The sequence below is a fragment of the [Clostridium] aerotolerans DSM 5434 genome (assembly GCF_000687555.1).
GTDB classification, from domain to species: Bacteria; Bacillota; Clostridia; order Lachnospirales; family Lachnospiraceae; genus Lacrimispora; species Lacrimispora aerotolerans.
This window is the reverse complement of record NZ_JHWJ01000002.1, coordinates 446,647-460,333: the sequence shown is the minus strand read 5'-3', so window position 1 is coordinate 460,333 and position 13,687 is coordinate 446,647. Positions and strand designations below refer to the sequence as shown.

At 40.7% G+C, this 13,687-nt stretch carries 14 protein-coding genes, 3 tRNA genes and 1 rRNA gene; all 18 read left to right on the top strand.

What is annotated here, in order from left to right; all coding sequences use genetic code 11:
• Positions 1–269 (top strand): 23S ribosomal RNA (locus T546_RS0104915); the annotation flags it as partial.
• An 85-nt stretch (positions 270–354) separates the two neighbouring features.
• Positions 355–427: transfer RNA gene (locus T546_RS0104910), tRNA-Gly, on the top strand.
• Between the two features lie 508 nt (positions 428–935).
• Positions 936–1,100, top strand: a complete 165-nt coding sequence (locus tag T546_RS25245) for a hypothetical protein (RefSeq protein WP_156951291.1) — start codon at positions 936–938, stop codon at positions 1,098–1,100.
• Positions 1,101–1,251: 151 nt separating this feature from the next.
• Positions 1,252–1,848, top strand: coding sequence for a cytidylate kinase-like family protein (locus T546_RS0104890; protein WP_026890662.1), 597 nt, complete (start codon positions 1,252–1,254; stop codon positions 1,846–1,848).
• 82 nt (positions 1,849–1,930) lie between these two features.
• On the top strand, positions 1,931–2,527 hold the full coding sequence (locus T546_RS0104885) for a L,D-transpeptidase family protein (RefSeq protein ID WP_026890661.1): 597 nt from the start codon (positions 1,931–1,933) through the stop codon (positions 2,525–2,527).
• Positions 2,528–2,662: 135 nt separating this feature from the next.
• Positions 2,663–3,838 (top strand): aminotransferase class I/II-fold pyridoxal phosphate-dependent enzyme, encoded by a 1,176-nt coding sequence (locus T546_RS0104880; RefSeq protein ID WP_026890660.1) that lies wholly within the window; start codon positions 2,663–2,665, stop codon positions 3,836–3,838.
• Entirely contained in the window at positions 3,835–4,296 is a 462-nt protein-coding gene (locus T546_RS0104875) for a VanZ family protein (protein WP_026890659.1), read from the top strand. The genes T546_RS0104880 and T546_RS0104875 overlap by 4 nt, the downstream gene beginning before the upstream one ends.
• Positions 4,280–5,026 carry a tRNA pseudouridine(38-40) synthase TruA gene (gene truA, locus T546_RS0104870; RefSeq protein ID WP_026890658.1) on the top strand — a complete coding sequence of 249 codons (747 nt, stop codon included), beginning with the start codon at positions 4,280–4,282 and terminating at the stop codon, positions 5,024–5,026. The genes T546_RS0104875 and truA overlap by 17 nt, the downstream gene beginning before the upstream one ends.
• Before the next feature lie 22 nt (positions 5,027–5,048).
• Entirely contained in the window at positions 5,049–6,227 is a 1,179-nt protein-coding gene (locus T546_RS0104865; protein ID WP_026890657.1) for a cation diffusion facilitator family transporter, read from the top strand.
• A gap of 77 nt (positions 6,228–6,304) precedes the next feature.
• Positions 6,305–6,883, top strand: coding sequence for an RNA polymerase sigma factor (locus T546_RS0104860; protein WP_034597781.1), 579 nt, complete (start codon positions 6,305–6,307; stop codon positions 6,881–6,883).
• Between the two features lie 8 nt (positions 6,884–6,891).
• Positions 6,892–8,316 carry an anti-sigma-I factor RsgI family protein gene (locus tag T546_RS0104855; RefSeq protein WP_026890655.1) on the top strand — a complete coding sequence of 475 codons (1,425 nt, stop codon included), beginning with the start codon at positions 6,892–6,894 and terminating at the stop codon, positions 8,314–8,316.
• Between the two features lie 87 nt (positions 8,317–8,403).
• Positions 8,404–8,476: transfer RNA gene (locus T546_RS0104850), tRNA-Gln, on the top strand.
• 138 nt (positions 8,477–8,614) lie between these two features.
• Positions 8,615–8,687, top strand: a tRNA-Gln gene (locus T546_RS0104845).
• A gap of 122 nt (positions 8,688–8,809) precedes the next feature.
• On the top strand, positions 8,810–9,535 hold the full coding sequence (locus T546_RS0104840; RefSeq protein ID WP_026890654.1) for an acyl-[acyl-carrier-protein] thioesterase: 726 nt from the start codon (positions 8,810–8,812) through the stop codon (positions 9,533–9,535).
• Between the two features lies 1 nt (position 9,536).
• Positions 9,537–10,376: a CvfB family protein gene (locus tag T546_RS0104835; protein ID WP_026890653.1), complete on the top strand. Its 840-nt coding sequence runs from the start codon at positions 9,537–9,539 to the stop codon at positions 10,374–10,376.
• A 28-nt stretch (positions 10,377–10,404) separates the two neighbouring features.
• A complete protein-coding gene (locus T546_RS0104830; protein ID WP_026890652.1) occupies positions 10,405–10,989 on the top strand; it encodes a class I SAM-dependent methyltransferase in 585 nt (194 codons plus the stop codon).
• A gap of 321 nt (positions 10,990–11,310) precedes the next feature.
• Positions 11,311–12,423, top strand: a complete 1,113-nt coding sequence (locus T546_RS0104825; RefSeq protein WP_026890651.1) for an ABC transporter ATP-binding protein — start codon at positions 11,311–11,313, stop codon at positions 12,421–12,423.
• Between the two features lie 103 nt (positions 12,424–12,526).
• Positions 12,527–13,615: a PucR family transcriptional regulator gene (locus T546_RS0104820; RefSeq protein WP_024837102.1), complete on the top strand. Its 1,089-nt coding sequence runs from the start codon at positions 12,527–12,529 to the stop codon at positions 13,613–13,615.
• Positions 13,616–13,687 lie beyond the last annotated feature (72 nt).

Below are 13,687 nucleotides of genomic sequence, written 5' to 3'. Positions count from 1 at the left end.
CGTAGGATATTTGAGAGGAGCTGTCCTTAGTACGAGAGGACCGGGATGGACTGACCTCTGGTGTATCTGTTGGTGATCAACACCATGGCAGAGTAGCCAAGTCGGGAAGGGATAAACGCTGAAGGCATCTAAGCGTGAAGCCCCCCTCAAGATGAGATATCCCATCGCAAGAGTAAGACCCCTTGAAGACGACGAGGTAGATAGGGCAGAGGTGGAAGCATGGCAACATGTGCAGCTGACTGTCACTAATAGGTCGAGGGCTTAACCAGGTTGGTTTAGGTAAGAGGAAAGAACGGATGAAGATATATAACAATGTGTGGTTTTGAGGGTATATGCCTAAAAAAAAGAGAGTAAGCGCGAGTGGCTCAGTTGGTGGAGTACGACCTTGCCAAGGTCGGGGTCGCGGGTTCGAGTCCCGTCTCGCGCTCTTATACGAAAGATAAAGGCGGATTTCCAGAAATGGAGGTCCGTTTTTTTTGTGTATTCATATGTTTTGATTAGTAAAATAATGCAAGAGATAAAACATAACATAGAGAAAAGTATGAAAGAATCAATAAAAGAATATAAGAGGATTGAAAAAAGCATTGAAAGATCAAGAAAGAGTTGCAAAAGATTTATAATGTATAGAAAGAAGAATCAAAAATCAAGATATGAAAATAATAACTTGATTATAACGATGATATTTTAAATACTGGAGAGAATCATAAATAAAGAAATAGAGATAACGAAATAAGAATATAAGAGATAGTAATGGAGATAACAGATAGAAATATCAGATATAGAAATAACAAATGGAAATAACAGATATTGAGATAGAAGAAGTAGAGATAACGGAAATACAAATAACAGAAATAGAGATAACAGAAATAAGGTTAATATAAATAAGGTCAACATAAATAGGATTAATAAAAATAGGGATAACAGAAAAAGAAATAATGATGATAGAAACAGGAATAACAGAAACAAGAATAACAGAAACAGGAATAACAGAAACAGGAATAACAGAAACAGGAATAATAGAAACAGGAATAACAGAAACAGTGATAAAGGAAGCAGGGATAATAGAAACAAGAATAACAGAAATAAGGATAATGCAATAGAATTAATAAAATGAGAAAGAAATAAGAAAATGAAGTTGAAATAACAAAATGTAGTTAATAGAAATAAGGTATACAGGAATTTTTAAATGTGGTAAAATTCGGGTAAGGAGAGATTTTGAATCCCTTTGGCAAAAGAGGAGGAGATAATATGTTGGAAAAGGTAATAACCATAAGCAGAGAGTTTGGAAGCGGCGGGAGAGAACTGGGAATACTACTGGCAAAAGGACTGGAGATTCCTTTTTATGATAAGGAACTTATAGCTCTGACTGCAGAAGAATGTGGTATGACAGAAGAAAGCCTTTTACGCTATGATGAGAGAATACCAGTTATTAAGGAATCTCTTGAACAGCAGATTTATACTCCATTTTCAAATTATTATGAGATACCAATGTCGGATCAGGTATTTCTTACCCAGACTAGTATCATAAGGAAGCTGGCAGATCAGGGGCCATGTATTATTGTTGGTCGTTGTGCGGACAGAGTGCTTGAAGATAGCGTAAATCTTTATATTTATGCGGGAATAGAAGAACGAATACGAAGACTTAATACTTTAAATACAGGAGTAGACCCTAAGGAAATGGAACAGAGAATCCGGGATATGGACCGGAAGCGAAAAGAATATTATCAGTATTATACTGGATGTGAATGGGGGAAGGCACAAAATTATCATTTGTGTCTTGACAGCAGTATGATTGGATTGGAAGGCTGCTACGGTACGGTAATGGAATATCTGAAGTCTCTTTCCTGAATTCTGAAAATTGTAAGAATAATGTAACCCATCATTTTCCAGAAAAATGATATAATGTTAGAAAAAGGAAGGGATTAGAGTAATGAAATGGTTTAAGAGAAAAATCAGAGCCTTAATAGCGGGAGTACTTATTATGGTGACAACGGTTTCTTTTAGTGGTGCTACACTCGCAGAGCAGGCTGCAGGGCCAGGGGCAGGAAATCTTCGTTCCACCAATGGAGTGACTATATATGTAAGTAAAAGATTGAAGATATTGACTTTAAAACAGAATGGCGTCCTTATTAAAGAGTATCCCGTTTCCATGGGAGCTTCTTCTGCAGAAGGGAATAAGAAGGTAGAAGGAGATATGAGAACTCCAAGCGGTGAATTTTATGTCTGTACCAGAAATGATAAAAGTGTGGCATATCTTTCCCTTGGACTTTCTTATCCAGGAATAAAGGATGCGGAAAGAGGATATGCTGACGGTATTATTACAGAGGCCCAAAGAGATGAGATTATCAGAGCCAATAAGGCAGGCGAACAGCCGCCCTGGGATACTCCTCTTGGAGGAGCGATTATGATCCATGGATGCAGGGTTCCTGATGGGGATACTCATGGTTGTGTCGCAGTGGACAATGATGTGATGGATGTATTGTGGAGCTACTGTAATTTAGGTGTGCCCGTTACCATAGGACCATAGGTAAAAGTGTCCCCAATATACGGTTTTAAGCCGTTTTTGGGGACTTTTTTAATGGGTATCCTTGTATTATAACAGGCTTTGTAATATAATAACTTACATTATGAAAATTACGAAAAGACAGAGGTGAGACGACCAATGCAATTTTCAGAAAGAATGAATCAATTTGGAGAGGGAATTTTCTCCAAGTTGTTGGAGATGAAACAGCAGAAGGAAGAAAAGGGAGAAGAGGTAATTGATTTAGGTGTGGGAACTCCCAATATCCCACCCGCGGCCCATATCAGACAAGCCTTATGTGAGGCTGCTGCAAAGCCGGAAAATTATATCTATGCCATACGTGATCAGAAAGAGCTTTTAGAGGCTGTGGCTGTCTGGTATAGAAACAGATATCACGTAGATCTTGATCCTGATTTGGAAATCTGTTCCCTTCTTGGTTCTCAGGAAGGACTGGCACATATTGCATTTTCTGTTATTGATGATGGAGATATCGTCCTTGTTCCGGATCCCTGCTATCCTATTTTTGCAGACGGACCATTGTTAGCTGGAGCAAGCCTTTTTTATATGCCGCAGAAGAAAGAAAATGATTATATCATTGATTTTTCTGATATTCCAGAAGATGTTGCAAAAAAAGCAAAATTCATGTTAGTTTCTTATCCCAACAATCCGACTACTGCTATGGCTCCGGATTCTTTTTATGAGGAGCTGATTGCATTTGCAAAGAAATATAATATCATTGTTTTGCATGACAATGCTTATAGTGAGCTTGTTTTTGATGATAAAACTTGCGGAAGCTTTTTGCAGTTTCCGGGCGCGAAAGAGGTTGGAGTGGAATTTAATTCTCTGTCAAAGACGTATGGGATGGCAGGAGCTCGCATTGGTTTTTGTGTTGGAAATCAGGAGGTAGTGGAAAAACTAAAGACTTTAAAGTCCAATATGGATTATGGAATGTTTCTCCCAATCCAACAGGCGGCAATTGCAGCCATCACAGGAGATCAGTCCTGTGTAAAAGAGACCAGAAATGCCTATGAAAGGCGTCGAGATGTTCTTTGTGATGGCTTTAACCGCATAGGGTGGAAGATGGAACGGCCAAAAGCTACCATGTTCGTGTGGGCAAAAATACCGGATGGGTTTTCTGATTCCATGGAGTTTGCTACAGAACTGATGGAGAAAGCTGGTGTTTTAGTCACTCCTGGAAGCGCGTTTGGGCCTTCTGGAGAGGGATATGCAAGAATGGCCCTCGTACAGGATGAAGAAGCTCTTCGCAGAGCGGCAGATAGGATAGAGAAGAGTGGTATTTTGAGGAAGTCCGAATGAAAAGAAAATATATATGGATATTGATCGTTGGACTTTATGTTTTGTTCATTTTTTCAAATTCCATGAAGATTGCTGACACTTCATCAAAAGACAGTGGCAGATTATTGTATCTCATACAAAGTGGTTTTCGTTATTTTGAATTAAGTGGCTATTGGCTTACGGAGCATGTGATACGTAAAATGGGTCATTTTGCAGAATACTCTATACTTGGAATGCTGCTTTTTGGGTGTCTGGGTGCTCAGGGGCTCAGTGAAGAAAAACGCTGGACTTACCATGCAGCATCAGGGTTTCTCGTGGCGTTTTTTGATGAAACCATTCAGTTGTTTGTAGAAGGACGCTCTGGTCAGATCTCAGATGTTTGGCTGGACTCGGCAGGAGTTGCTTTTGGTACCCTGGTAACGATGGGAATCTATCTCATTTACAAAAGATCGGAGATATTGAATGTTAAAAAATTATAGAATGGTACTGGAGTATGATGGAAGCCGTTATGATGGCTGGCAGAAGCAGGGAAATACGGACCGTACCATACAGGGAAAGCTGGAAGGAATTCTGGAGCGGATGGCAGGTGTTGCGGTTGAAATACACGGATCAGGAAGGACAGATGCAGGGGTTCATGCTCTGGCTCAGACGGCGAATTTTCATCTGGATACAAAGATGACTGAGGGGGAAATGAAAGATTATCTTAACCAGTATCTTCCGGAAGACATTAGGGTGATTAACCTGGACCGAGTAGAGGATCGGTTTCACAGCCGTTTGAACGCGGAGGAAAAGACTTATCTTTACCGGATCGAGACGGGGGAAAGAAAGCAGGTATTTGAACGTAAATATATTTACGGTTTTGGTAAACCTCTTGATGTGAATGCAATGAAAGAGGCTTCCCGGCATTTTCTCGGAGAGCATGACTTTAAGAGCTTTTGTTCCAATAAAAAGATGAAAAAGTCTACTGTCAGGATATTGAAAGCGATTGAATTTGAGGAAGAAGGAAGCAGGCTTTTTATACACTATACCGGCAATGGCTTTTTGCATCATATGGTTCGTATACTTATGGGCACTCTGATAGAAGTTGGAGAAGGTAAGAGAAGTCCCAAAGAGATGAAAGGAATATTAGAGGCAATGGACCGCAGTGCGGCAGGGGTTACAGCGCCTGCGGAAGGTTTGTTTTTAGAAAAGGTCATTTATAAAGATTAGAGTAAGGTCAGAAGGGAGAAGCATGACTGAATTTTTAGTAAGGACTTTTGTAAAGAACTACAAAAATACGAAAGACGTCCAGGTACGTACCAGTTATGGTGTTATGGTAAGTGTGGTAGGGATTTTGTGTAACATTCTCCTGTTTGTTGCTAAAATATTTGCCGGGCTTTTGGTAAACAGTATTTCGGTTATGGCTGATGCGTTTAATAACTTATCGGATGCGGCTTCTTCCATTATTGGATTTGTGGGAGTCAGAATGGCTGGCAAGCCGGCGGATGAAGATCACCCCTTTGGTCATGGAAGGGTGGAGTATATTGCAGCATTTATTGTAGCGTTCCTGGTCATTCAAGTAGGTTTTTCTCTCTTTAAAACTTCGTTTGGGAAGGTAATGAACCCGGAGGAGATGTCCTTTCAGGCCGTGACGGTTGTTATTTTGATCCTTTCTGTCTTTGTAAAGCTGTGGCTTGGATTTTTTAACCGCAAGCTTGGAGAAAGAATCCAGTCCTCTGTCATGAAGGCCACGGCTGCGGACTCTCTGGGGGATGTGGTCACTACCTCGGCTACGATATTATCGGTTGCTGTTTATGGTATTTGGGGTCTTAATATTGACGGAATTGTTGGACTTATTGTGTCAGTAGCTGTTATGCTGGCTGGTGTAAAGATTGCAAAAGAAACACTTACTCCCCTGATTGGTGAACCCATTGATCCAAAGCTTTATCTGGAAATTACAGAATTTGTGGAAAGCTATGAAGGGATTATAGGAAGCCATGATTTAATTGTACACAATTATGGGCCTACCAGGAGTATGGCTTCTATCCATGCAGAGGTACCTAATGATGTAAATGTGGAAATCTCTCATGAGGTCGTGGACAGGATTGAACGGGAAGCTTTAAAAAAGTTCGGTATTTTTCTGGTTATCCACATGGACCCGGTGGAAACAAAAAATTCCAGAGTGATGGAATTTGGGAGCATGGTTGAAAATGTAATTCACGGTGTGGATCCCAGGATATCATTTCACGATTTTCGGTTGATCGATGGGCAGGAACAGATCAATCTGATCTTTGATCTGGTATTTCCCAGGGAATATGATAAAAAGAAACGAGAGCGGTTAAAGGAAGAAATCATAAAAAAAGTGACTGAAACTGATAATCGATGCTGTCTGGTCATGACAGAAGAAAGTGGCTTCGCAGTGGAAAAATAAGGTAATAAATAATTTTCCATTTTATGCAATAAGATGACAGTATTCCGCATTAACTTAGTAGAAAGGAAATCCAAACCATGCTATTTATGGGATTGATGAGCCTTGACCGGCCGGAAGATTACGGCCGTTTGAGCGATGAAAAGCTTCTTAATAAAGTCGCAGATGGTGACCAGGAAGCCTTTCGACAGCTATATCAGAATACGGACCGTACGATGTACAGTTTTATACTGTCCATTGTAAAGAATCCCCAGGATGCAGAAGAGATTATGCAGGAGTCTTACTTAAAGATCTGGACCTCTGCAAAAAGCTATAAATCTCAGGGGAAGCCGTTGGCCTGGATGTTTACAATTGCACGGAATCTATGTTATATGAAGTTTCGGGAACAGAAACATGATTCGGATGTTACAATAGATGATTTAATGGGTCTGGAAGCAGGAGAGGTTTGTAAGGAAATTGAGATGGCAGCAGACAAGATGGTACTTCTTGCGGCTCTTCAGATCTTAAAAGAGGAGGAGCGGGAGATTGTTCTGCTTCATACTTCGGGCGGTATGAAGCACAGAGAGATTGCTGCCAGTCTGAATATTCCTTTGGCAACTGCGCTTTCCAGATATAACCGTGCCATGAAAAAGTTAGAAAATTATTTAAGAGAGGAGTAGGCTTTGATATGAAACAGTCAGATCAGAGACAAATGAATAAAAAACAAATCGAAGCCTGCATAACCACTGCTGCCCGGGATATGGTACCTGATGTTCTAGACCGCATTGATTTAAGTACCCCACAGGAAGCGATTGAAATACATAAAAGGTCTGTTTTCATGATTCGGCGTAGGGTAATTGCCTCTTTGATAGCTGCCTGTTTTTGCATGATTGCTCTTGCCGGAGGTACCTATACGTACCAAAACGGGAGAGTTGACTCTGTCATTGGAATTGATGTAAATCCAAGCGTTGAATTGTCCGTGAATCAAAGAAATAAGGTACTGTCTGCCAAAGCTCTGAATGAAGATGCTAAAAATATCATGGAGCAGATGGATCTAAAGGGCGTGGATTTAAATGTGGCAGTTAATGCAGTGATCGGAGCCTTGGTCACCAATGGTTATCTAACGGATTCCGATAATGCTATTTTAGTTACTGTTGCCAATGACAGTGTAAAAAAAGCAAAGAATCTCCGGTCAACCGTTGTGAGTGATATTAAGACGGCATTAAAGGAAAAACAGTTAGAAGCTGTTGTATATGACCAGCAGGTGATTGATGAGGAACAGGTAAAAGGGTTTGCATCGGAGTACGGAATTTCTTATGGAAAGGCCTACTTTTTAAAGGAACTGATGGATCAAAATCCCTCCCTGACCTTAGATGACATAAAGAATTTTGCCTCCCTTAATATGGAGCAGATTGCAAAGGTGATTACGGAACGGTCTTATGCAGTAGGTGGAAAGACCGATGTAACGGAGGAAGAGACAGATACAACAACGAAAGCCACTACGGCCCCCACGGTAACTGACCCTACAGCGGAATCAGTTACAGATCAGGAAACTTCTGCTGTTCAGACATCTTCGGAGACAGAAAGCCAGACGACAGCACATAAGGATCCATCACAGGCTCAGACTACTTCAGCCTCACCATCTTCTTCCTCAGAAGAAACAACATCTGATCAGGATAATGTTAGCGGTGAGAAAATTAAGATTGATTATGTGGATTACGATGAAGGTGTAGTCTCGGTTTATTTTAAAACAAAGGTTAAGTGGAAAAACCCCACAGTTTCTGTGAAAGATGAGGACGGTATTACGTATTCTGCCAAGTTTTCCGATACGGGTTCGGAATCCTGTGAAATAGAAGTTACCGATCTTCCTCAGGGGAAGGAATATACCTTTATCCTTGGGGGCATATCACCGAAAATTGGTAAGCAGGTTACAGTGAAAGGAGTTTTTGAAACCCCGGTTATTGGTAGTGAAGATTCTGAATCAGAGGAAACCACCCAGGCGGAGACAACGGTTCCAGCCAGTACGACACCTGCTGAGACAGAGAAAACAGAACATAGCACCGAGAAAAACGTCTCTCAGGAACAGACATCCCAAAAGGAAACCGCTCACTGAGAGGCGGTATTTTCTTTATTCGGAAAAAACTATAATTAGTGCTTGACCAAAGATAAAATTGGTAGTATAATACACTCGTTGTGTTAATGGGCTATCGCCAAATGGTAAGGCAACGGACTCTGACTCCGTCATTTTCAAGGTTCGAATCCTTGTAGCCCAGTTTTATAGGAAGCTTTGGTTTTCTAAGATTTTAGAGAATCGGAGCTATTTTTTCGCAAAATTCGGCACAATAGAAAATTTTGGGAAAAATACTTGACACATTTTGTAGTTTCATGTATAATGAATCTCGTTGTAGTGATGGGCTATCGCCAAATGGTAAGGCAACGGACTCTGACTCCGTCATTTTCAAGGTTCGAATCCTTGTAGCCCAGTTAGTAAACGGAACCTGGATAGGTTCCGTTTTTTGCATATATAAGTAGGATGTTTTTGGTTTGTCTGGACAAGAACATAAAAATGCATTATAATGTTATATAATTTTGGTGAGAGGTGTAAGATGTATTATTTCGGCAGCAGAGTCCGTTACAGTGAGACAGATGAATATGGAAAACTGACATTGACTGGTATTATGAACTATCTTCAGGATTGTTCCACATTTCAGTCTGAGGATAACGGATTAGGTCTCTCTTACCTGATAAACCGTCACAAAGCGTGGTGGCTTTCTTCCTGGCAGATTGTTGTGGACCGCTATCCGGTTCTCGGGGAAGAGATCGTAATCAGCACCTGGCCTTATGATTTTAAAGGCTTTTACGGATACCGGAATTTTACCATTAGTGATAAGAACGGAAACTATCTGGTGAGGGCCAATTCCGTTTGGTTTCTCTTTGATACGCAAAAGGGCAGGCCAGTGAAGATTGAGCCTGATGACATCAAGGGGTATGGAGATGGCTGGGAAGAGAAGCTTGCCATGGATTATGCTCCAAGAAGGATTGAACTGCCGGAGGAATACAAGGCACTGGATCCTGTGACTGTAAGCAAGCATCATATTGATACCAATCATCATGTGAACAATGCAAAATATGTAGAGATTGCCAGGGAAGTGCTTCCGGATGATATGGAGGTTACGGAACTGAGGGTGGAATATAAAAAAGCGGCAGTCTTTGGTGATGCTATTTATCCCCGCATCAGCCGGACAGAGGAAGGTTATACGGTTTCTTTGTGTGATGGAGAGGGGAACGCCTTTGCGGTCATTTGGCTGCAGGGAAAAACAGAGAGGAAATAAGATGATAGAATTAGGAAAGATGCAGACCCTGGTAGTACAGAGGGTCAAGGAATTCGGTGTATATCTTGGAGAAGATGGCTCAGGTGAGGCCTCTGTCCTTCTTCCTAAGAAGCAGGTTCCGGAAGATACTTCTCCTGGTGACAGAATCCACGTTTTTATCTATAAGGATTCTGAGGACCGGCTTATTGCTACCACAGCTGAGCCAAAGCTTAAGGTAGGGGAAACTGCCGTACTTAATGTAAAAGAGGTTGGAAAGATCGGTGCATTTCTGGATATGGGGCTTGAAAAGGATCTTCTTCTGCCCTTTAAGGAACAGACATATAAGGTTTGCCAGGGTGAGCAGGTGCTGGTAGCCCTTTACATTGACAAGAGCAAACGTCTGGCTGCAACTATGCGGGTATATTCCTACATGAGCAATCAGTCGCCTTATAAAAAGGACGATCAGGTTACTGGCATCATCTATGAAATAAGTGACACTCTCGGTGCGTTTGTAGCCGTTGACAATCAGTATTACGGTCTGATCCCACAAAAGGAATTATTTGAAACTTACAAGGAAGGTGATCGTGTTACCGCCCGGGTAATGAAGGTGCGGGAGGACGGAAAGCTGGATCTAAGTCCAAGACAGAAAGCTTATATTCAGATGGATCAGGATGCTGCCCGTGTGTATGAAATCATAGAGACTCAGTTTCAGGGAAGTCTGCCATTTACAGATAAGGCAGATCCTGAGATAATTAAAAGGGAATTTTCCATGAGCAAGAATGCATTTAAGCGTGCCATCGGCCATCTTTTAAAAGAAGGAAAAGTTAACATAACAGATAGCAAAATCGATAAGATTAAATAGCGGGTAAGCGGATAACAGGAGGATTATTTTGGACTCGATAGACTATTATAATAAGTATGCGGCAAAGGAATTTGAGGAAACTGTAAATCAGGATATGTCAAAGATCATGAAGGAATTCACTGATCTTCTCGAGGAGGGGGATACTATTCTGGATTTAGGCTGCGGATCAGGCAGAGACAGCCTGACCTTCTACGACCTTGGATATGACGTAACTCCGCTTGATGCATCGGAAGAGATGTGCAAGCTGGCAGAGATCCACACTGGTCTGGAAGTGCTTAAGATGACATTTGAGGAAATGGATTTTGACAACGTTTTCGATGGTATCTGGGCATGCGCATCATTACTTCATACTCCAAAGAAGGAACTGTCTGACATTCTTACAAAGATAGCAAGGGCCTTAAATGACAGGGGAATCCTTTATATGTCATATAAGCTTGGAGATTTTGAGGGGTTTCGGGGAAAACGGTATTTTACCGATTATACGGCTGATTCTATCACTGAGCTTCTAAGGGATAACGGTCGATTTGAAATTGTTAAGATCTGGGAAACCGAGGATATCCGTACTGGACATTCTGACGTTAAGTGGTTAAACGTTCTTGTTAGAAAACGATAAAATGACAAAAAATTACACAAGGCGGAGTCGATAATTGCGACTCCGCCTTGTACTTTATTACTAAATATCATGAAAAATAAGCGGTTGCTATCGAATATAGACAGAAAAAGCCAGGCCATTCTTTTGTTATTTTGACGTTTCAGTCAATTTTTTTGTATGTTATACAAATTAGCCAAAAGCCCTAAATCCTTTTTGGTAAATAACAATATGGTAAATAAAATTCAATTCATGTATGATTATTTTAAGAAACATGAGCCAGAGCTGTGGGGGCTTTTGGCTATTACAAGTGGTTTACATTATATTTTTAGGAGGATTAGTAAGATGGCTAGTTTATCATTGAAAAACATTGTCAAAAGATATCCGAATGGATTTGAGGCAGTTAAGGATTTTAATCTGGAAATCGCAGATAGAGAATTCGTTATTTTCGTAGGACCATCCGGATGTGGTAAGTCCACAACCCTTCGTATGATCGCAGGTCTGGAAGACATTTCTTCCGGTGAACTTTACATTGACGGAAAATTGATGAATGATGTTGAGCCAAAGGACAGAGATATCGCAATGGTATTCCAGAACTATGCTCTTTATCCGCATATGACTGTATACGATAACATGGCGTTTGGTCTTAAGCTTAGAAAAACTCCAAAGGATGAGATTGAAAAGCAGGTTCATGAAGCTGCAAGAATTCTTGACCTTGAGCATCTGTTAGACCGTAAGCCAAAGGCTTTATCCGGTGGACAGAGACAGCGTGTTGCCATGGGACGTGCCATCGTACGTAATCCTAAAGTATTCTTAATGGATGAGCCCCTGTCAAACCTTGATGCTAAGCTGAGAGGCCAGATGCGTATTGAGATCTCCAAGTTACATCAGAGACTTCAGGCAACTATGGTTTATGTAACACATGATCAGACAGAGGCTATGACTCTTGGTACCAGAATCGTAGTTATGAAGGATGGCGTTATCCAGCAGGTTGACTCTCCTCAGAACTTATACGACAAGCCAGGCAATAAGTTCGTTGCTGGATTTATCGGAGCTCCTCAGATGAACTTAATCGATGCTACTGTTGCTAAAAGCGGCAGCGATGTAACACTTACTTTTGGCGGCAATACAATTGCTCTTCCAGAAGCAAAGGCTAAAAAGTTAGAGGCAGCAGGCTATGTTGGAAAAACTGTAGTTTTAGGAATCCGTCCAGAAGATTTACACGATGAGGAAGCATTCCTTGCATCTTCTCCAAGCAGTATCATTGACGCGACCATCAGAGTTTATGAGCTCTTAGGTGCAGAAGTTTACTTATACTTTGATGTTGATGATGCAAGCTTTACAGCAAGAGTAAATCCTCGTACAACTGCTAGACCTGGCGATACAATTAAGCTTGCACTTGATTTATCCAAGGTACATGTATTTGATAAGGATACAGAACTTATTGTTTTAAACTAAATTATATGAAAAATTCAGCAGGCGGGTATGATACTCGCTTGCTTTTTTTTTCTTTTTGCTTTAATATAGAATAAGGTAAATTTACGAAAAAGGAGAATATGCCATGATTTCGAATCAAATACTTCAAACGACCATTGAAGGATTAAAAGGAATTACAAGAATTGATCTGTGTATTTGTGATACAGAAGGAAAGGTATTGGCTACCACATTTCCTGATGCGGAAGATTATGAAAGTTCAATCCTGGCTTTCGTGGATTCTCCGGCCGACAGCCAGGTAATCCAGGGATACCAGTTTTTTAAAGTGTTCGATGAACACCAATTAGAATACATCCTTCTTGCAAAAGGAGGAAGCGATGATGTATATATGGTCGGCAAACTGGCTACGTTTCAGATTCAGAGCCTTTTGGTTGCATATAAAGAACGTTTCGATAAAGATAATTTCATCAAAAATTTACTTCTTGATAACCTCCTTTTGGTGGATATTTATAACCGTGCAAAGAAACTGCACATTGAAACAAATATCAAAAGGGTCGTATTTATTATTGAGACCCAGCATGAAAAGGATGTAAATGCACTTGAAACTGTGCGCAATTTATTTGCGGCTAAAACAAAGGATTTTGTTACTGCTGTAGATGAGAAGAACATTATTCTCGTAAAAGAAGTAAAAGAAGGCGAGACATATGAGGATTTAGAAAAGACAGCGAATACCATCCTGGACATGCTCAACACAGAAGCCATGACCCAGGTTCACGTTGCCTTTGGTACCATCGTCAGCGAAATCAAAGAAGTTTCCAGATCTTATAAGGAAGCTAAGATGGCTATGGATGTTGGCAAGATCTTCTATAGCAATAAGAACGTGGTTGCTTACAGCAAGCTTGGCATTGGCCGTCTGATTTATCAGCTCCCACTTCCATTATGCCGTATGTTTATCAGAGAAATCTTCGACGGCAAATCACCAGATGATTTTGACGAAGAGACTTTAACAACGATTAACAAATTCTTTGAGAATAGTCTAAACGTATCAGAGACATCCAGACAGCTTTATATTCATAGAAATACTTTGGTATATCGTTTGGATAAGCTTCAAAAGAGTACAGGGTTGGATCTTCGGGTGTTTGAGGATGCGATTACATTTAAGATTGCATTAATGGTAGTAAAATACATGAAGTATATGGAGAACCAAGACTATTAACGCCAGCCATGAGCAGTGCGAAAAGAGGCAGCAAAACAGCTGCGTTACGCTAGCGTAAAAGCAGATGATTTG